Genomic DNA, 18075 nt, shown 5'->3' with positions numbered 1-18075 from the left:
AAGAAAAGCCGTATGCTTATTAAAGTATGTCCAAAATCAGAAGGAAGTCGAACGAAAATGATTTTCTCCTGATTTTTTTGGCTCTTTGTCAATAGTTGGGGTGGGATTTGTTAAAATCCCGCCCCAATTCTAGGGAGTATCCCAAAGATTGTGTAAACCTCCAAACTGATGTAAGATAGAATGACTCAGTTTGGAGGTTTTATTATGGCAAGGAAAAATGACACACCACAGAAAGCGGCAATGCGGGAACTCATGAGCGGTTACTTGAAGCAGAACAATGTCAAGATCAAAGATGGCACAGATGTCAATGCGATTATGCGGGACATGATGAGTGTCCTATTGGAAGGTGCCCTCGATGAGGAAATGAATGAGGAACTTGGATACTCCAGGTATGATTACCGCAACAAAGAAACAGACAACAGCAGAAACGGACATTCCCAGAATACCATGCATACCAGCTACGGAGATATGGAGATTGATATCCCGCGGGACAGAAAAAGGGGAATACGAACCTCAGGTGGTTAAAAAATAGTATTTGATTTTTCGATATTTAAAAGCATTGAACTGTGAAAACCATTGCAAATACAGACTTTTTCACCCGTTATAACACTTATTACAACAATGATTTTTACCGCTTTGGTGCCAAAATGGTGCCCAGATTTCCTTTGTCGATATAAAGCGATATGGGCAGATATAAGAAAAATTATAATATGAGAGGGCGAAAACACTTGTTGCTTTCGCCCTCTTGGTTTGGTTGCTTATATTATTTTTTTACTCAAAATCTTCATATTCTTTCTTTAATCTTTCTGCATACTCCTCTTTGCTCTCGTCATCATACAAATATTTTTCGAGTGTTTTTTCGCTTATCTTTCCATCATTTACATCTTTAAGAGTATCTTTCGCAGCTTCTTCACCAAACATATCAAAAATTTTGCTAAAATTAATAATATCTAATTTGTTATTCCCCATTGTAGTTATCTCCTTTTTACAATTAATTTTACTTTCGTAAATACTTGCTAATGGTCGCCTGGGATACTCCAAGCATAAGTGCAATCTGTTGTTGTTTATAGCCTTGTTTGCTTAAATCTTTTGCTTGTGCTATTAAGGCATCTCTACCCATATTTACAGCAAATTGGGCGGTGGTTTGTATAACACCATGCAGTTGCTTTGTAAGTGTAATGGTATGCTGGATACCATCTTTAGTGCCAGATACAGTTGCTATCCCTGCTTTGGAATTGAAACTCTGTTTTACATCATTCAAACCAATCTTTGTAACCAAGTCGCTAATTGCAACTAAAAAGTTTTGCGACTGTTTTTTTTTATCTCGTGGCTCATAATAAGTTCACCTCACTCATGCCCATTATAAAGTGATAATTTTTATAACTTTACAATAATATGGTGAGCGGGATTTATCAAGAGTTTTATTGTAAATTATAAGCACTTGAAGATATTTAGTAAGAGTTTAATTCACTAACAACGACATAAAATCTCTCTTATTGTTGAAATTAAAAACAAGTAATTTTACGGAAAGGGTACCACTTTCCTATGCTTGCTACGGAACTTTTTGCAAAAGGAACGGAAAGGATAAACTGAACAGATAGTAACTTGCTTTGAAAGGTTATGCAGTTAAATAGCATTTTTGCAGGAAAAGGTATAATCTCTTGACCCATCGGTTTTAGCTCTGTAAAGCCTTTTCTTTTAAGGCTTGTAGAGACTCTAATGCGTAACATAGTGGTGTAAAGCAAAGTAGCCATAACTGGTCTCTGTCGGTGCGATAATACTGTCCCGCACTTGTGTTTATTGCCTTATTTGTGGTGCTAAAATGGTGACCAACTTTACAAAATCAACTTATATGGAGATATGAGAAGATATAAACAAAAATGGGCAAATCATTTAAAATAAAGGGTTTTCCCTTACTTCTATAAACACTCGCAAGAAGTTATAAGACGATTTTCGTCTATCAAATCAATAAAAAATATCAGAATACCGTCACCCAGGACATGGAAGAAAAAATCCTCTCCATGTACGCCAAGGGCATGACCACCAATGATATCGAAAGCCATATGCGGGAACTGTACGGCATTGAGATTTCAGACAGTACCATCAGCCGTATCACGGACAAGATCCTGCCTATCGTAAAGGAATGGCAGGAACGGCCATTGGAAGAGATTTACGCGGTGGTGTTCCTGGATGCCACCCACTTCCACGTACGCAGCGAAGGGCGTATTGTAAAACAGGCCGTGTATATCGCCATAGGGATTGATATGTCCGGAAGGAAGGATGTCCTTGGTATGTATGTTGGGCAGAATGAAAGCGCGGAGTTCTGGCTTTCCATCCTGAACGGATTAAAGAACCGGGGTGTGGAGGATATCCTGATTGCGTGTGTCGATGGGCTTTCGGGTTTCCCACAGGCGGTAGAAGCCGTTTATCCCCAGACAGAAATCCAGCAGTGTATCATCCATCAGATACGCAATACCACCCGTTTTGTCTCCTACAAAGAGATCAAACCGCTGATGGACGATTTGGAGAAAGTGTATGCGGCACCGACCGAGGAAACCGCGCTATAGGAATTGGACAGTTTTGATGAAAAATGGAGTGGGAAATATCCTAAAATCGCCAAGTCCTGGCGTGATAACTGGGTAAATCTATCCACCTATTTTAAGTATCCAGAGGCAGTCAGACGCCTGATTTATACGACAAATACCATTGAAGGATTTAACCGTCAGCTGAGAAAAGTGACCAAATCAAAGACGGTATTCCCATCCGATGACAGCCTATTAAAAATGCTGTATCCTGCAATGATGGATATCACGAAGAAATGGACGGATCACCGTCAGGATTGGGGGCAGATCCATTCCCAACTGGAAATATTTTTTGAAGAACGGTTGTCCTGATTATAAGCAGTGTAGGGCAGCCCCGCTTGACATACCCAGAATCCGTATTATAATACAAACAAAGGGCAAGGCCCAGAAAGATGGCTTTGCCCTTCGTAACTATCAACTTATCTTATTTCAGTTTTTTGAGTTTACACAAACTTTGAAACGGTCTCGAAAGATTACTGGATTCACGGTTTTTCTGGAACTAAAAAACTGTTAAGCAATACGTGAATTGTCAGGAGTTTTGCCTATATAGCTGAGATGCTTCTTGAGTTGGATGTAATTTTTAATAAAGGGGGCGTTTTGGACTTGATTTTTTTATGACACAACCCGATAACTCCCTCTATCCGGCGTCGCCGTATCCCATTCCGGCATCCAGGCCCCATCGCTTCCAACCCAATAATACATCTCAATCGCATTGGACTTCACATAGCAGTCAGATTCCATATATCCATTATAATTAAAATAATACCACTTATCATTAATGATTCTCCAGCAGTCTGTTGCATAAGTTCCATCCCCATACTTAAACCTCCAGCCGGAGTAAGCCTTTTCCCATGTACCGTTTCCGCGGGACCAGGCATCCTCACGGGTCAGTACCTTGGCATCGGAGTCAGCCGACCAGCCGCTGGATTCTGTGGTATAGGTGCCAAGCGCACGTACATTAAATGTATATCTGCCTTCTGTATTAATATACGAACTGAAATCATGTGAACAACCCGTCTCTGTTACTGTGGCCAGCAGGCGGTTATTTTTATACAGTTTCACCTCATATTTTTCTGAACCCTCTACTTCGTCCCATACAGCAGTATCGCCATTCCAGCTTGTAGCCGTGGTTGCAGGCAGATTGCCGGAAATCTCGGGAAGGTAGACCTGCAGGATTAGTGAACTTCCATCTGATTCAATGTGGGATTCCTTATACTGCACTCCCAGACCGGACAGGGTAAAGTTATTTCTCTTAATGTCAGAGAAGCGGTATCCATCCCGGGCGGATAATTCCACCTCAGCTTCAGGTCGCTCACCAAAGATCCAGGTGTCATCGTCTTTTACATATACCGTTCCCTCAACCTTATACTGGCTACTGCTGGAACTGGCATAGATGTTGCCTACAATATCGCCGCCTCTGGGGGATTTATCCCAGGAAAAGGATAGGGAGACGGAAGTAATGGATTTTTCCTGGGCATAGGCGCTGATAAAACTGCCGGCAGCCAGGCAGGCTGCTAAAATAGAAATTGCAATTACTCTTTTAAACATAGAATTACTCCTTTCCATAGGAATTAAACTGGTAGATGAATGTTTAGTGATTATTTTTATTGTAACGTATAATCGGGAAAATGTCTAATGTTTGCAGAAAAATGATGGAATGCTGGAAATAGTAGAATACTGGAAATAGTGGAATACTGGAAATAATGGAATACTGGAAAGGATGGAATAAGGGCAGCAATGGAACACTGGAAATGAAGAGATATTCAACATAAAAAGGGAACAGATAAAAAATATAAATATTTAAAAAATCATTACGGAAAATGGTCGGATTTCATGATGAAAATTAAGATTACATAATAGCTCACATATACTATAATAGATTAATAGGTATATTCATGGTCGTAGTATTGTCAAATAAAAGAATGTAAGCAGCGCCCTAATATAGAAGAAAGAACAAATGAACGAGATGCATAGAAAAATGGCATGCAAGATGATGAAGGTATATAAACATAAAAATAAATGCATAAAAGAAAGAACATAGATGTACGGAGACTTAAAAGTAGAGAGATATAAAAAAGTATAGGTACATAAAAGTATAGGTAAAAAAAGCGTAGGTAAAAAAAGTATAGGTACACAAAAGCGTAGGTAAAAAAAGCGTAGGTACGCAAAAGCATAGATACATAAAAGCATAGGTAAACAAAAGCATAGGCACACAAAAGTGCAGAGTCATAAAAGCGCAGAGTCACATAAACACAGAGTTATATAGCACAAAGTAACAGATTCATTAAGCCACAAAAGGAATATTACCAAAAAGCCAGTCAATAATTTAATGTGATATACGGTCAATCAAAGCCGGTATCCGCCCAAAGACACATCCATTTCCCTATTTCATAATGAAAAGAAAAAAGCAATGGCGGCTCTGCATTTTCTGGAGCCGCCCTATTGGACCAATATGCCACACAGAGATCAAATAGAAAAGAAGGAGGATAATACATGGGACACCTGACCACCCGCGACGCCTACAAAAACCTGAGTGACCGCATCAACTGGTTTACCCAGGGCGCACCGGCGTCTGAGACATTGTATAAGATTTTGCAGGTATTATATTCGGAGAAGGAGGCGAAGTGGGTTGCGCTGCTTCCTGTGCGTCCGTTTACAGTGAAAAAGGCTGCAAAGATATGGCAGACGTCTGAGTATAAGGCAGAGCGCCTTCTGGACCATCTTTGTGAAAAGGCCCTGCTGGTGGATTCCTGGCACAAAGGGGTCCGCCAGTTCGTGATGCCGCCGCCAATGGCTGGATTCATTGAGTTCGCCCTGATGAGGACCAGGGGGGATATTGACCAGAAATACCTGAGCGAGTTGTATTACCAGTACATGAACGTGGAGGAGGATTTCATCAAGGACCTGTTTTATGCCACGGAGACAAAGCTGGGGCGTGTTTTTGTCCAGGAGCCGGTCCTTACCAACGATAAAATGAACCACATCCTGGATTATGAGCGGGCCACCCATATTGTGGAGGAGGCGGAGTATATCGGACTTGGTTTATGCTATTGCCGCCATAAGATGTCCCATGCAGGCCATCCCTGTGAGATTGACGCGCCCTGGGATGTGTGCCTGACCTTTGACAATGTGGCCCGTTCCCTGGCGGAACATGGGGATTACGCGCGGCTTATCTCCAAGGAAGAGGCCCTGGATGCCCTGGAGCGCTCCTATGCCAGCAATCTGGTGCAGATTGGGGAAAATGTCAGGGAGCACCCGGCATTTATCTGCAACTGCTGTGGCTGCTGCTGTGAAGCCCTGCAGGCGGCCCGGCATTTCAGCCCCATGCAGCCCGTTGCCACAACCAACTATATACCGGACATTTCCGAAGAGAGATGTGTGGGATGCGGGAAGTGCGCAAGGGTCTGTCCGGTACTGGCTATTTCCATGAATGAGGATGGGAATGGGAAACGGAGGCCTCTTTTGGACCGGGACATCTGTCTGGGCTGCGGCGTGTGCGCCAGGAACTGCAGCGTTAAGGCGATTGAACTTAAGAAACGGCCGGAGCAGATCATAACTCCGGTAAACAGTACGCACCGGTTCGTGCTTCAGGCAATCGAAAAGGGTACCCTGCAGAACCTTATTTTTGATAATCAGGCATTTGCCAACCATAGGGCCATGGCGGCCGTGTTCGGCGCTATCCTGGACCTGCCTCCTATTAAGCAGGCCATGGCCAGTAAACAGTTTAAATCTATTTATCTGGACAGGCTGCTGTCCATGCATAAGGAGAGGGGAAAATGATTGTCAGTGTGAGCCGCAGAACCGATATTCCGGCATTTTACCCGGATTGGTTTTTCCGGCGTCTGGAGGAGAAATATGTTTATGTGAGAAACCCCATGAATCCCCGTCAGGTCAGTGAACTGCGTCTGGACCGGGATTCGGTGGACTGTTTTGTGTTCTGGACAAAGAATCCCGGGCCTATGATGGACCGGCTATCCGCGCTGGATGAGATGGGATACCCATATTATTTCCAGTTTACGCTTACTGCTTACGGTACAGATTTGGAACCCGGAGTTGCGGATAAGGATGAAATGATAAAGATTTTTCGCAGGCTTTCCCGGCGCATAGGACCGGAGCGGGTAGTGTGGCGCTATGACCCTGTTCTGCTTGGCGGGGACTATACAATCCAGTACCACAGGGAGTGGTTTGAGAAAATGTGCAGGGCTCTCTGCGGATATACAGAGTCCTGCGTAATCAGTTTTCTCGACATGTATTCCAGGATAAAGAAGAATATGGAATATCAGGGGATTTTACCTCTGAGCCAGGAGCACATCCGTATTCTGGCTTCTATTTTAGGACCAATTGCAGCCAGGTACGGTATAAGGATGAGCACTTGTTCGGAGGAAATGGACCTGGAAGAATATGGGATACGGAAGGGGAAGTGCATTGATGACCGCCTCATAGAATCCATTACGGGACATCATCTGGATGTGAAAAAGGATGATACGCAAAGGGCTTCATGTGGCTGTGTGAAGAGCGTGGATATAGGAACCTACCACACCTGCGCACATTTTTGCAGGTACTGCTATGCGAACCTGAGCCAGCGTCAGGTGGAGGAAAACAGGAGACAGCATAATCCTGATTCGCCTCTTCTGATTGGCAGCCTTCGCGGGGACGAGAAGATAACGCCCCGGGGGATGAAGTCTGTGATAAAAAAGACATAGATTGGAACGACATTAGATGAAGATGAAGATCAGACAGATAACAGCGGCCATGGCATGCGCTCTGGTGATTGCAGGTGAGGCCGCCACCGCTGCCTGCGCAGCAGAACGCTGGAACGGGAATATGGAAGGCCGGAATGCGGAAAGCCAGAATGGAAATACAGAAAGCCCAAATGTGGAGAGCTGGGACGAAAACGTCGAAATCACAGCCCACAGAGGCGATTCATCGGAGGCGCCGGAAAACACAATTCCGGCATTTGAGGCAGCCATTGAAAGCGGGGCCGACTGGATTGAACTGGATGTGGGCGTTACAAAGGATGACGTTCTGGTAGTGCTCCATGATGAGGATTTAAAAAGGGTTGCAGGCGATTCCAGAAAAATAGGGGAACTGACTTTTGAGGAGGTGCGCCGTCTGGATGTAGGAAGCAGTTTTGGTCCAGACTTTAGAGGAGTTGGCATACCCTCATTGGAGGAAGTGCTGGATTACTGTCAAGGCAGGGTCCTGCTGAATATTGAGATTAAATATCGGAAAGGCCAGGACCTGGCTTTCATTCCCCGTCTGGTGGACCTGATCCGTCAAAGGGAAATGCTGGACCAATGTATGATAACCTCTTTTAATTACGGCTGCTTGCAGATGGTGAAGATATTTGAGCCAGCGCTTAAGACCGGACTTATCAGCTCCAGGCCCATTGCGCAGCCCGAGATTTATACGAGTGCGGATAATTTTGTACTCAGCATTGAACTGATTGAACCGGATACCGTGAACCGTATCCATGAACTGGGGAAGGAAGTCATTGCCTGGACGGTTAATGACCAGTATTCGGTGGAGAAATGCAGGAAAGCCAGAACCGATAATATCATTACGGATAATCCGGACAATATCATCCCGGATTGATTGCCAAGACTACAATGACATATCGCCCGGGATACCATATGCAGAATGCCACATGCAGAATACTACATGCGGGATACCGTATGCGGGAAAGCATATGCGGGATACCGTATGCGGGATGCTATATGCGGGATGCTATATGCGGGATACCATATGCGGGATACCATATGAGGAATACCACACTACCACATCCGCAATTGTATCCCGGCAGGTATATATTTTCCAAAAAGGCCCATAATATCCATATATTACCGGCAGGCCGCCGGAAATGGAGGAAAGATTATGAGATTACCGAGGCATATTGGAATCATACCGGATGGAAACCGAAGGTGGGCTTTGGACCGGGGGATGGAGAAGCCGGATGGATACAAACATGGCATTTCACCGGGAATGACGCTATACCATATGTGCCGCCAACTGGGCATTGAGGAAATGTCTTTTTATGGATTTACCGTGGACAACACCAAGCGCCCCAGCGCCCAGCGCCAGGCATTTACAAAAGCATGCGTGGCGGCTGTGGAGGAACTGTCAAAGGAGGATGCCAGCCTGCTTGTACTGGGCAATACCCAGTCCCCCATGTTTCCTCCGGAACTTCTTCCCTATACCCGGCGCCATGATTTTGGGGCTGGCGGGATGAAGATAAATTTTCTGGTTAATTACAGCTGGGAGTGGGATATGGGATTTAAAACGGAAAAGTCCGGTACTGATTCTGCTGCGTCCGGCATGATTGGACCTGTCCTCAAAACGGCTGAGGTTTCCAGGATTGACCTGGTCATCCGCTGGGGCGGCAGGCGGAGACTGTCAGGATTCCTGCCGGTCCAGTCCGTTTATTCGGATATATATGTGGTGGATGATTACTGGCCTGATTTCAGAAAAGAGCATGTGGAGGATGCGCTTAAATGGTATTCTGGCCAGGACGTTACATTGGGAGGTTAAAAAAGATAGGAGTGTGGGAGTGTAAGGCCCTAAGGGTATGTGGCTATGATAGTATGTGGCCTTAAGGGCATGTACCCTTAAGCGTATACTTTTATAAAGTATGGGTTGCCAGGCTGTGGCAGCGCCGGGAAATGTATCTGCGGTTCGTTTGGATTGGCAGCGCATGCATTTTCGGGCGCTGTTGCATATTAGCAGAGGAAAGCGAAATTTCTACAATAAAGCGATTGTTTTCAACATATATGGACAAAATGGTACAGGGGGGTGTAAAATATCATAAATAAATTAAGCAGTACGGGGAAAGTATTATGATACATATAGCAATTTGCGATGATGACATACAGCTATGTAACCAGCTGGAAGATTATATAAGGAAGTGGAGAAAAGAAGGAAGGAAACTGGAAGCAGAGGTATTCAACACAGGGAAGGAATTTGAGAAGGCTCTCAAGGAGCGGTATTTCGATTTGATTTTTCTGGATATCATCATGAAGGACTGCAGTGGGATTGAGTTGGGACGGTTTATCCGCGAGGAGCTTAACAATGACAGCAGCATGATTGTATATATGTCTGGATACGGAGACGAATACGCTTTGGAGTTGTTCCAGTTCCAGCCCTTTCATTTTTTAAAGAAGCCTTTTAAGATTGAAGAATTTCAAGCCATTTTCTGTAAGGCGTGTGAGAAGATACAGGGAGATACGGGTATCTTCGAGTTTAAATCCAACCGGACCGTGTATCGGGTCCCGCTGAAGGATATCCATTATTTTGAAGGGGATAACCGGCGGGTTAAAATCGTAACCGGCACACACACATATCATTGTTACTCCACCATAGAAAATCTGTTTTCAAAAATTGACATGGAGCAGGCTGGGTTCATCCGCCTGCATAAATCCTATGCTGTGAACCTGCGGTATGTGGCAAAGTTCAGCGTCAGGATGGTAACATTGTTTGATGGGGAGGAGTTTACAATCAGCGCCCCGTTTAAGGAAAATGCCCAACGTCAGTATGAGATTTACAGCGAAAAAATCAGCAGGACAAAGTGATTTTGCATGGAAATGAATTATCAGATAAAATGGACAGGAGGCCCGTATTTTAAGATTGGAGGGGCCTCCTGCTTTTTATTAGATATCCGATTTCCTGTTATATGAATGGCGCAGAACAAAATGATTGGTTTAGGAAATATGGTGTATTGGCTCAAAAGCATTGCAAATGGTCATATTTTCAATATAATTAGTATTATATAGGTGCATAAGTGAAATTTAAGACTTGTTGCCATGTGGAATGGAGAAGAAGGCTGCGGCAGGGGGCGGATACGGATGAAAAGGTGCGGCATAAAATGTACCCTATTAAGCGTACACGGCAGGAAGGGCATCTGACCTTTGGCGGCATAGGCATGGAGTTGAGTTGGCAGCCTTTCTGGCTGCGTCAGTTTGAGGGAGGTATTACATGGCAGGATATTTATCACCAGGAGTTTATGTGGAGGAGTACGAATCAGGGACAAAGCCCATGGAAGGCGTAGGGACCAGCACAGCCGGATTCATTGGGGCGGCAGAGAGGGGACCGGTGGAAGGGACTCCTGGGTTGGTGACTAATTTTGCTGAGTTCACGCGGATTTACGGTGGTTATCTGTCGGCTGATGAATATGGTGATTATCGGTTTCTGGCTTATGCGGTGGAACATTTCTTTATCAATGGAGGGTCCAGGGCATTCATTGCCAGGGTGGCGCCCAAAGACGCGGTCTGCGCAAAAGGCATGCTGCCGGATGAAGCGGCTCAGGTGCTTGTGATGACGGCCAGGAATCCCGGAACGTGGGGAAACCGTCTGAAGGTGGTGATTTCTCCCTCCAGCAAGGCTAAGACACAGATAATGGAGGTGATGGGGACCCCGGCAGATAAGTGTTATGCGGTGAAGAACGGAGCCGGCTTCTGTGCAGGGGATGTGGTGGAATTTTCAGATGGGGAACAGTTGGTCTATAACCGGATTATAAAGAGACAGGATAATCTCATTACCTTTGAACAGGAATTTGGGATGGATGTTACGGACCGGCAGCTATTACCATCCAAGGTAATCCGAACCTGTGAATTTAATATGGAAGTCAGGTTTGAGGATATGGTGGAGAATTATGATTACCTATCCTTTAACAGCAGTATTGATGAATTTGTGGAAAGGAAAGCAGCCAAGTCTCGGTTGATAACAGTGGCGTTGCGGAGTCAAAATGCCAATGGCGGCAGTTTTTCCGGGACTGCATTGGATTCAGGAAGCAGGTCTTGGACCGCAGCGGGCGGGGAGGAAAAAAGAGCCTGCATTCCAGCATTCATCCAGCCGGCCGAAAGCGGCAAAGCTGCGATATCTGTTGATTTTGCGGGGGGAAGTAACGGCAGTGCACATGGCATGGCTGCTGCTGATTTCATCGGAGTGGACAGTGGGAGCGGACAGCGTACCGGTATCCAGGCATTTTTGGATAATGATGTGGTTTCTATCATGGCGGTGCCCGGTGTTACGGACCCCGATGTGCAGCTTTCACTGGCAGCCCACTGCGAGAAACTGAACAGCCGGTTTGCGGTCCTGGATATGCCCAGGGCTGCAGGAACCGTGCAGGAAATCCTTAAACACAGGCACATTCTTGATACTACATATGCTGCTTTTTATCATCCCTGGCTCAAGGTGTTTGATCCTCTGGATAAACAGAACATCTGCATACCGCCGTCAGGTTCCATAGCCGGTATCTATGCCAGAAGCGATAACACCAGAGGCGTGCATAAGGCTCCTGCCAATGAGGTGGTTCAGGCCTGCGTTGGGCTGGACATGCAGTTTAACACCGGTCAACAGGATTTGCTGAATCCAGAGGGCGTGAACCTGATACGTGCATTTCCGGGAAGGGGTATCCTGGTATGGGGCGCCAGGACGGCCAGCAGTGACAGCAGATGGAAATACGTTAATGTCCGCAGGCTTTTCATTTTTATGGAGGAATCCATCAAGGCCAATACTAACTGGGTTGTATTTGAACCAAATGATGAGATGCTGTGGGGGCGGGTCCGCAGGACCATAGAAGTGTTCCTGGACGGCTTGTGGAGAGGAGGAGCCTTGGCCGGATCGGTGCCGGAAGAGGCATTTTTTGTGCAGGTCGGGCGTGATACCATGAGTCAGGATGATATCGACAATGGAAGGCTGATTTGTGTTATCGGCGCGGCTCCGGTGAGACCGGCTGAATTTGTGATATTCCGTATCTTTCAGAACACAGGGATGCCCAGTGACATATGATGAGGGCTGGCGGAGTGGGCCAGGACATGTATCCGGCGCCAGGGGCCGGACATTATCAATCATAATCAGGAGGAATTAGATTAGATGGCAGTATATCTAGGAACAGATTTCAGATTTGAATTAGAGATAGAAGGATTGTGCGCAGGTAGGTTTATGGAAGTGTCCGCAGGCGGCGCATCCAACGAATCTGTGGGGTACAGGGACTGCAATATGGCTTTGGAGCTGCCCCATAAGGTGGCAGGTTTGGGAGAATACAGTAATATCATCCTTAAAAAGGGGGTGATTGAGGAATCGGTGCTGCGCGGCTGGCTGGCCAAAGGGCTGACAGAGGCAGTGGAGCGCAGGACGGTTACCGTCAGTCTGCTGGATGAAAACCAGAATGCGGTCGTGTCATGGCAGATCATCAATGCCTGGCCGGTCAAGTACACGACCCCGGATATCAGCGCGGTTTCCAGCGGTATTGCCATTGAGACATTGGAACTGGCCCACGAAGGTATGACTAGGAAATAATAATGATGGAAATGTCTGCTGCCCATATGTAAAAGGCCCCACCGTATTGCCCTGGTGCCAGGAAACTGGATGATTACAGCCAGGTATGCGGCTTATATATCATTAGGAAGGCAGGGAATGTGACGGCAGGGATAAACAGGATAATAGCAGGATTGGGAGGATGCGGATGCAGGATATGGTAACGGGACTGGTTAAACAGAACCTAAATAAAGAACACAAGAATATGGTACTGGTAGAGTACCGGCTGGCTGAAGGGGGAACGATGGAAATGGACTGGATGCCGGTGATGATGCCCTATGGAGGGCCGGGATATGGAATGTACCTGATGCCGGAAACAGGGACCGAGGTGGTGATAGGATTCCGGTTTGGGGACAGGAGCAAGCCATTTGTGATGGGGGCCCTTCTGGAAAATATGGATTCGGTTCCTGAGGCAGTCGGAACCGGGAATATCCCGGCCAGAATGTTGAAAACAAGGACCGGATTCACGGTTTCTGTGGATGAGGAACAGGATGGGTTCATGTTTACGGATCCGGCTGGACAGAATCAAGTGGCCGTCTCTTCTGGGAAGGACCATGGGGGTCTGGTAATTGACATCAGGGAAAAGGTGGAAATCCGTCTGGGCGGGGAAGCATATCTCACCTTGGAGAAAGAGAATGCCACGTTTGCAGGTAATATAACGGTCAGCGGGGAGGAAATCCATCTGAAGGCAGAAAAGGACCTCTCTGTCTGTTCGCGGAACATGACTCTCGATTCGGGCAGGATGCTTACATTGAAAGGACAGGATATTAATGCTTCACCAGTCCAGGGATTTAAGCTGGGCGGGATGAAAGCGGACATAACACCTTCACAGAATATAAATGTAAAGACCATGCATCTGAAAGCAGAGGGAACGGCTGCACAACTGTCTGCCCTGACCAGTCTGCAGCTGAAATCAGACGGTATCGTTGAGGTCAAGGGATCCATGGTGAAGCTGAACTAAAAGGTTTTGGAATAGACAGGGTTATCCGGATATGCAGGTCCAGCTGGGTAGATTCCATATAGAGCGGAGATTCCATATAGAGAAAAATTGATATAGGAGGAAATATATATGCCATGTTGTGTCTGCGCAGGCGCATCCATCACCTGCTCATTCGGTGCTGCGCCATCAGTATTAAATGTTCTGCCTGGGGCCAGGGTCATGAGCTCCCAGGCCCTTGCATCCATCATGGATAACATTTCCGTGATGAATATTATGCCGTTTGGTATGTGCAGCAGTCTTGCCAATCCAAATGTGGCAAGTGCCACTGCTGCGGCTTTGGGAGTGCTGACGCCCATGCCCTGTATGCCTATGATTGCCGGACCTTGGATGCCAGGCAGCCCGAAGCTGTTAATCGGCGGCAGACCTGCCCTTACCAGTGATTCCATGCTCATGTGCCAATGGGGCGGCGTCATTCAGATAGCATTTCCGGGAACCGTGAATATACAATGCTGAGCCGGTGCATACTAATCCCGGAGGTGATATGAATGAGTCCGAAGGAATTAAATTATATTGAGGATGCCCTGGGACATGAGCAGTTTTTAAAAACCCAGTGCCAGGAGGCCATCCAGAACCTGCAGGATCCAACCCTTAAGAACCAGGTCCAGCAGATGACGCAGAAACACCAGCAGATATTTGACAACTTTTATAATCTTGTATAAGGAGGAAGAAGAGAATGGATGACAAGTGTATCATGGAGAACCTTCTCCTGACAACCAAAGGCGTATGCGACTTATATATGCACGGCACCATCGAAGCTTCCACTGCCAATGTGCATCAGACCTTCAACCAGGCTTTAAATGATAGTCTGTGCATGCAGGACGATATTTATAAGGAGATGTCAGCAAAAGGCTGGTATCAGATGGAGCAGGCAGAGCAGCAGAAGATTATGAAGGTAAAGAACCAGTTTGCCGGGATGTAAGTAACAGTCAGGATATAAAAGGAGCGCCAGCTGTAGCGCTCCTTTTTAAATGATAATCATCCAGCCTCATACATATCCTTAATCATCCGTACCGTCCTGTCCATACCAAGGCGGCTTATATTGAGAAGCATCTGATGGGAATCAATGCTGCCCCATTTGCGTTTGGTGTAGTTTTCGTAATAGTTCTTCCTGCGGCGGTCCGTGGATTTGATGGCAGCGACCGCATCCTTTTCGGAGAAATTATAGCGTTCCATGATACGGCGTACCCGGTCTTCCATGGAAGCGCAGATGAATACGTCAATCAAATCCGGATAATTGCGGAGTACATAATCACCGCACCGTCCCACAATGATACATGGCCCCTTTTTGACCAGGGCTTCTATGATAATGGTCTGGGTCACATAAGTACTGTCATTCAGGGAAAGTCCATATCCGGTAACGGAGTTAGGTTCCTTTGGAATCTGATAGTTGGCTAAGAAGGTAGAGAGGGCGGATTCATCAACCTTTTCCACGCTGACAGGGGATTGTCCCATCTTTTCGGCGGCCATCTCCACCAGGTTCCTGTCATAGAGAGGAATCCCCAATTGGTCTGACAGCCTTTGGGCTGCTTCATGTCCTCCGCTTCCGAACTGACGGGCTATGGTGATAATCTTATGGCTCATAGTTCCACTCCTTTCCAACTCAAAGAGTATAAATGTATGAATAAGTTGTTATATATATTATTATAACGCACGATTCATACAATTGATATAAAAAGTTTGAAAATTTTTCCTGTTTTTTATCCATCTGTCCTATCATACCAGTTGGTTTACCTTCCGTATCAGCAGCCGGGGGCCAAGCGCCACATCAGCATCCGCAGACTGATTCCTTACATCAGTGGCTGCAGTCTGATTCCCAATATCCGCAATGATAGCCGCATCCACCACATAAACAGACGGAGAACCATCTGCTATATCTGTAGCCGTAGGCTAATCCCCTACATCCGCATCCGCAGCCATCCTTCACATCAGCATCCGGAGAACCATCTGCCATATCTGTTGCCGGAGTCTGATTCCCTACATCCGCCGCTACAGCCGTATCCTTCACATCAGCCGCCAGAGAACCATCTGCCATATTAGCAGCCGGAGTCTAATCCCCTACATCCGCAGATGCAGCCGTATCCTTCACATCAGCCGCCAGAGAACCATCTGCATATCTGTAGCCGGAGTCTAATCCCCTACATCCGCATCCGCAGCCTCATCCCCCACATCCGTGGCCGCCGCTTCATCCCGGGCCTGTGCCCGCTTTTCGTGCATCAGGTCCCAGATGGTATCGTGCATCCATTTTACCGTATCGTTCAGGATTTTGTTTTCCGTGTCCAGGTTCATGATTACATTGTTCATTTCCGCAATGATTTCACGGCTGTTGTAACGTTTATGCGGGGCGGTCAGCCGCTCCACAAGGGAGGGATTGGTTTTCAGTATCTCCTTTGAAAGGAATTCATCCCGCTCATCACAGGACATCCGCATGAATTCCGTGTAATGCATCCGTACCATATACATTGCCTCTTCACAGCCGCACTTTGGGCATTGCGGATGCCGGGAGGTCTGGTAATAAGCATAATGCCCGCATTTGGGGCAGTAAAATACAGCAAGTTCTCTCATAATCGTCCTCTCCTGATACAGTCTTAATAATATAGATAGCGTTTCAGAAGGGAAAATATACCACTTTTTTGTATAAATAGTGTAATTTCGGCAAAATGCACAAAAAAACGGCAGACTGATTAGCTAGTCTGCCGTGTATATGGGATGCCTTATAGTGAACGGATGATGGCAGTCCCTTTTCTTACTGGATTACACCTTCGGTGTTTACGGTCCAGATTTTATCGTTTTCGTCTTTGAAGTCTTTGAAGCCATTGCCCAGCTCTGGTTTTGCTGTGGACTTGGAGGAGGATCCTGCCTTCTGCACGGTGCCGTTGGCATTTACCAGGTACTGCTTGTCATCTAAGGTTACAGGGGCAAAGCGCAGGTCCTTGTCGGCTTCCTGACGCAATCCGTATACGTACAGCACGTTATCCTTGATGCCGTGGTAACCCTGTCCCTTTCTGGAACCGTCTGTGTGGAAGTACCAGTTCTGTACCTCGCCTAAGTCCTCATCATAGATGGACTGCTTACCGGTCTTCATCACGCCTTCCTCGTCAAAGTAGAAGTTGGCAATGGAACCATTATCAATGTTAACTACCTGCTTGCCGGTCTGCATTTCACCCTTTGTGTTAAATGCATACTTCCTGGAATCAATGGTGAACAGCTCCAGGCCCTTTTCTGCATGGTAAGGCTGGCCTTTCTTAAAGTAGAAGCGGTAGAGTTCTGCCTCTTCGCTGATGCCTTCAACGCCTTCAATGGTTCTCCAGCCGTCAGCGCGCTTGCCGTCTTCATCATAGTACTGATAACCTGCTACAGTTACCTCTGTCTGCGCGGGAGTTGCCTCTGAAGGGGTTGCCTCTGCTGCATTTTCCCCAGATGCTGTCTCGGATGCAGGAAGCTTGAACCATCCTGTCTGCATGCGTCCGTCTACAAATGTATAGTAGTCGCCGTTTATCTTCTTGTCTATTTCATTTTCAACCCTTTTTCCTGTATTGTCAAAGAAGAACCATGACTCAAGGTATTCAGGATCATCGGTTTCATCTTCCAGAAGAACCCATCCTGTTTTTCTGCTGCCGTCCTCACCCAGATAATAATTGAAGCCGTCAACTGTAATGGAACCGGTCTGCATGATACTGTCTTCGTTAAAATAGTACCACTGGCCGTTAATGGATGCCCACTTGGAGGTCAGGGCCTTGCCGTCCCTTCCGTAATAATAGTACAGATGCTCCTGTGCGTCATCCTCATTCCAGAAATCTTCATTCTCTACGGAAACCCATTTCATGCTCACACGTTTTCCGTCTTCTCCTACGTAATACTCATCAATCTGCATGTTGGAGGCGCGGACTCCGTCGGAATCCAGGTAATACCAGTCATCGCCGTTTTTCTTCCAGGTATCGGTTACCGCATCACCATAGGAATCATAGTAATACCAGTTTCCGTTTTCCTCTGTCCAGCCCACGCTTTTAGCGAAAGCAGTGGAAGCGGTTGTTGGTAAGAAAGCAGGGGTTACTGCTGCCATCAGCATTGCAGTGGATAATACAGCCAGAACTTTAGTCTGTTTTTTCATAATATTGAATCTCTCCTTTTTGATATGTGTTTTTGTCTGTGGCCGAAAATCCGTCGTTGCATTACATGGTTCAT

General features: G+C 46.4%; 17 protein-coding genes and 2 pseudogenes. 13 read left to right on the top strand and 6 right to left on the bottom strand.

Features of this window, described 5'->3' with window-relative positions; all coding sequences use genetic code 11:
- Nucleotides 1-204: 204 nt before the first annotated feature.
- A pseudogene (locus DWX59_RS23875) lies at nucleotides 205-529 on the top strand (transposase); the annotation flags it as partial.
- 242 nt (nucleotides 530-771) lie between these two features.
- Here the strand turns inward: DWX59_RS23875 and DWX59_RS23870 are convergent.
- Complete coding sequence (locus DWX59_RS23870) at nucleotides 772-969, bottom strand: hypothetical protein (RefSeq protein ID WP_117562242.1); 198 nt, start codon at nucleotides 967-969, stop codon at nucleotides 772-774.
- A 28-nt stretch (nucleotides 970-997) separates the two neighbouring features.
- Entirely contained in the window at nucleotides 998-1261 is a 264-nt protein-coding gene (locus DWX59_RS23865; protein ID WP_235845156.1) for a helix-turn-helix domain-containing protein, read from the bottom strand.
- Between the two features lie 700 nt (nucleotides 1262-1961).
- On the opposite strand from DWX59_RS23865, the pseudogene DWX59_RS23860 reads away from it, so the two are divergent.
- Nucleotides 1962-2894, top strand: a pseudogene (locus tag DWX59_RS23860) (IS256 family transposase); the annotation flags it as partial.
- A 300-nt stretch (nucleotides 2895-3194) separates the two neighbouring features.
- Here the strand turns inward: DWX59_RS23860 and DWX59_RS23855 are convergent.
- The gene (locus DWX59_RS23855) at nucleotides 3195-4130 is read right to left on the bottom strand and encodes a hypothetical protein (RefSeq protein ID WP_117562238.1); all 936 of its coding nucleotides are present in this window, start codon (nucleotides 4128-4130) and stop codon (nucleotides 3195-3197) included.
- A 945-nt stretch (nucleotides 4131-5075) separates the two neighbouring features.
- Here DWX59_RS23855 and DWX59_RS23850 point away from each other — a divergent pair.
- The 11 genes from DWX59_RS23850 to DWX59_RS23800 all read left to right on the top strand — a co-directional run bounded on the left by DWX59_RS23850 (nucleotide 5076) and on the right by DWX59_RS23800 (nucleotide 14812).
- On the top strand, nucleotides 5076-6362 hold the full coding sequence (locus tag DWX59_RS23850; RefSeq protein WP_117562236.1) for a 4Fe-4S dicluster domain-containing protein: 1287 nt from the start codon (nucleotides 5076-5078) through the stop codon (nucleotides 6360-6362).
- Complete coding sequence (locus DWX59_RS23845; RefSeq protein ID WP_117562234.1) at nucleotides 6359-7285, top strand: DUF1848 domain-containing protein; 927 nt, start codon at nucleotides 6359-6361, stop codon at nucleotides 7283-7285. Before DWX59_RS23850 ends, DWX59_RS23845 begins: the two co-directional genes overlap by 4 nt.
- Before the next feature lie 16 nt (nucleotides 7286-7301).
- A complete protein-coding gene (locus DWX59_RS23840; protein ID WP_117562232.1) occupies nucleotides 7302-8177 on the top strand; it encodes a glycerophosphodiester phosphodiesterase in 876 nt (291 codons plus the stop codon).
- 279 nt (nucleotides 8178-8456) lie between these two features.
- Complete coding sequence (locus DWX59_RS23830) at nucleotides 8457-9110, top strand: undecaprenyl diphosphate synthase family protein (RefSeq protein ID WP_117562228.1); 654 nt, start codon at nucleotides 8457-8459, stop codon at nucleotides 9108-9110.
- 305 nt (nucleotides 9111-9415) lie between these two features.
- Nucleotides 9416-10147: a LytR/AlgR family response regulator transcription factor gene (locus tag DWX59_RS23825; RefSeq protein ID WP_117562226.1), complete on the top strand. Its 732-nt coding sequence runs from the start codon at nucleotides 9416-9418 to the stop codon at nucleotides 10145-10147.
- Between the two features lie 403 nt (nucleotides 10148-10550).
- Complete coding sequence (locus DWX59_RS23820) at nucleotides 10551-12365, top strand: phage tail sheath subtilisin-like domain-containing protein (protein WP_117562224.1); 1815 nt, start codon at nucleotides 10551-10553, stop codon at nucleotides 12363-12365.
- A gap of 84 nt (nucleotides 12366-12449) precedes the next feature.
- Nucleotides 12450-12875, top strand: coding sequence for a phage tail protein (locus tag DWX59_RS23815; RefSeq protein WP_117562222.1), 426 nt, complete (start codon nucleotides 12450-12452; stop codon nucleotides 12873-12875).
- Nucleotides 12876-13041: 166 nt separating this feature from the next.
- On the top strand, nucleotides 13042-13854 hold the full coding sequence (locus DWX59_RS23810; protein ID WP_117562220.1) for a phage baseplate assembly protein V: 813 nt from the start codon (nucleotides 13042-13044) through the stop codon (nucleotides 13852-13854).
- A 108-nt stretch (nucleotides 13855-13962) separates the two neighbouring features.
- Entirely contained in the window at nucleotides 13963-14346 is a 384-nt protein-coding gene (locus DWX59_RS23805; protein WP_117562219.1) for a DUF4280 domain-containing protein, read from the top strand.
- Nucleotides 14347-14378: 32 nt separating this feature from the next.
- Nucleotides 14379-14552: a hypothetical protein gene (locus DWX59_RS28900; protein ID WP_165642847.1), complete on the top strand. Its 174-nt coding sequence runs from the start codon at nucleotides 14379-14381 to the stop codon at nucleotides 14550-14552.
- A gap of 14 nt (nucleotides 14553-14566) precedes the next feature.
- A complete protein-coding gene (locus tag DWX59_RS23800; protein ID WP_008726341.1) occupies nucleotides 14567-14812 on the top strand; it encodes a spore coat protein in 246 nt (81 codons plus the stop codon).
- 56 nt (nucleotides 14813-14868) lie between these two features.
- Here DWX59_RS23800 and DWX59_RS23795 read toward each other — a convergent pair whose 3' ends face one another.
- The 3 genes from DWX59_RS23795 to DWX59_RS23785 all read right to left on the bottom strand — a co-directional run bounded on the left by DWX59_RS23795 (nucleotide 14869) and on the right by DWX59_RS23785 (nucleotide 18001).
- A complete protein-coding gene (locus tag DWX59_RS23795) occupies nucleotides 14869-15474 on the bottom strand; it encodes a cytidylate kinase-like family protein (protein WP_117562217.1) in 606 nt (201 codons plus the stop codon).
- A gap of 546 nt (nucleotides 15475-16020) precedes the next feature.
- Entirely contained in the window at nucleotides 16021-16455 is a 435-nt protein-coding gene (locus DWX59_RS23790) for a hypothetical protein (protein WP_117562215.1), read from the bottom strand.
- A 181-nt stretch (nucleotides 16456-16636) separates the two neighbouring features.
- Nucleotides 16637-18001 (bottom strand): PspC-like choline-binding domain-containing protein, encoded by a 1365-nt coding sequence (locus DWX59_RS23785; protein WP_117562213.1) that lies wholly within the window; start codon nucleotides 17999-18001, stop codon nucleotides 16637-16639.
- Nucleotides 18002-18075: the final 74 nt, after the last annotated feature.

It is taken from the genome of Enterocloster aldenensis (assembly GCF_003434055.1).
GTDB lineage: Bacteria > Bacillota > Clostridia > Lachnospirales > Lachnospiraceae > Enterocloster > Enterocloster aldenensis.
Note: the sequence above shows the minus strand (reverse complement) of the source record. Positions and strands in the feature narration are given on the sequence as shown.

What these genes read in the sequence shown, in the direction of transcription:
- DWX59_RS23785 (WP_117562213.1), bottom strand. Translation starts at nt 18,001, where the DNA reads ATGAAAAAACAGACTAAAGTTCTGGCTGTATTATCCACTGCAATGCTG.
- DWX59_RS23850 (WP_117562236.1), top strand. Translation starts at nt 5,076, where the DNA reads ATGGGACACCTGACCACCCGCGACGCCTACAAAAACCTGAGTGACCGC.
- DWX59_RS23830 (WP_117562228.1), top strand. Translation starts at nt 8,457, where the DNA reads ATGAGATTACCGAGGCATATTGGAATCATACCGGATGGAAACCGAAGG.
- DWX59_RS23810 (WP_117562220.1), top strand. Translation starts at nt 13,042, where the DNA reads ATGCAGGATATGGTAACGGGACTGGTTAAACAGAACCTAAATAAAGAA.
- DWX59_RS23815 (WP_117562222.1), top strand. Translation starts at nt 12,450, where the DNA reads ATGGCAGTATATCTAGGAACAGATTTCAGATTTGAATTAGAGATAGAA.
- DWX59_RS23870 (WP_117562242.1), bottom strand. Translation starts at nt 969, where the DNA reads ATGGGGAATAACAAATTAGATATTATTAATTTTAGCAAAATTTTTGAT.
- DWX59_RS23845 (WP_117562234.1), top strand. Translation starts at nt 6,359, where the DNA reads ATGATTGTCAGTGTGAGCCGCAGAACCGATATTCCGGCATTTTACCCG.
- DWX59_RS28900 (WP_165642847.1), top strand. Translation starts at nt 14,379, where the DNA reads ATGAGTCCGAAGGAATTAAATTATATTGAGGATGCCCTGGGACATGAG.
- DWX59_RS23820 (WP_117562224.1), top strand. Translation starts at nt 10,551, where the DNA reads ATGGCAGGATATTTATCACCAGGAGTTTATGTGGAGGAGTACGAATCA.
- DWX59_RS23825 (WP_117562226.1), top strand. Translation starts at nt 9,416, where the DNA reads ATGATACATATAGCAATTTGCGATGATGACATACAGCTATGTAACCAG.
- DWX59_RS23840 (WP_117562232.1), top strand. Translation starts at nt 7,302, where the DNA reads ATGAAGATGAAGATCAGACAGATAACAGCGGCCATGGCATGCGCTCTG.
- DWX59_RS23795 (WP_117562217.1), bottom strand. Translation starts at nt 15,474, where the DNA reads ATGAGCCATAAGATTATCACCATAGCCCGTCAGTTCGGAAGCGGAGGA.
- DWX59_RS23805 (WP_117562219.1), top strand. Translation starts at nt 13,963, where the DNA reads ATGCCATGTTGTGTCTGCGCAGGCGCATCCATCACCTGCTCATTCGGT.
- DWX59_RS23855 (WP_117562238.1), bottom strand. Translation starts at nt 4,130, where the DNA reads ATGTTTAAAAGAGTAATTGCAATTTCTATTTTAGCAGCCTGCCTGGCT.
- DWX59_RS23800 (WP_008726341.1), top strand. Translation starts at nt 14,567, where the DNA reads ATGGATGACAAGTGTATCATGGAGAACCTTCTCCTGACAACCAAAGGC.
- DWX59_RS23790 (WP_117562215.1), bottom strand. Translation starts at nt 16,455, where the DNA reads ATGAGAGAACTTGCTGTATTTTACTGCCCCAAATGCGGGCATTATGCT.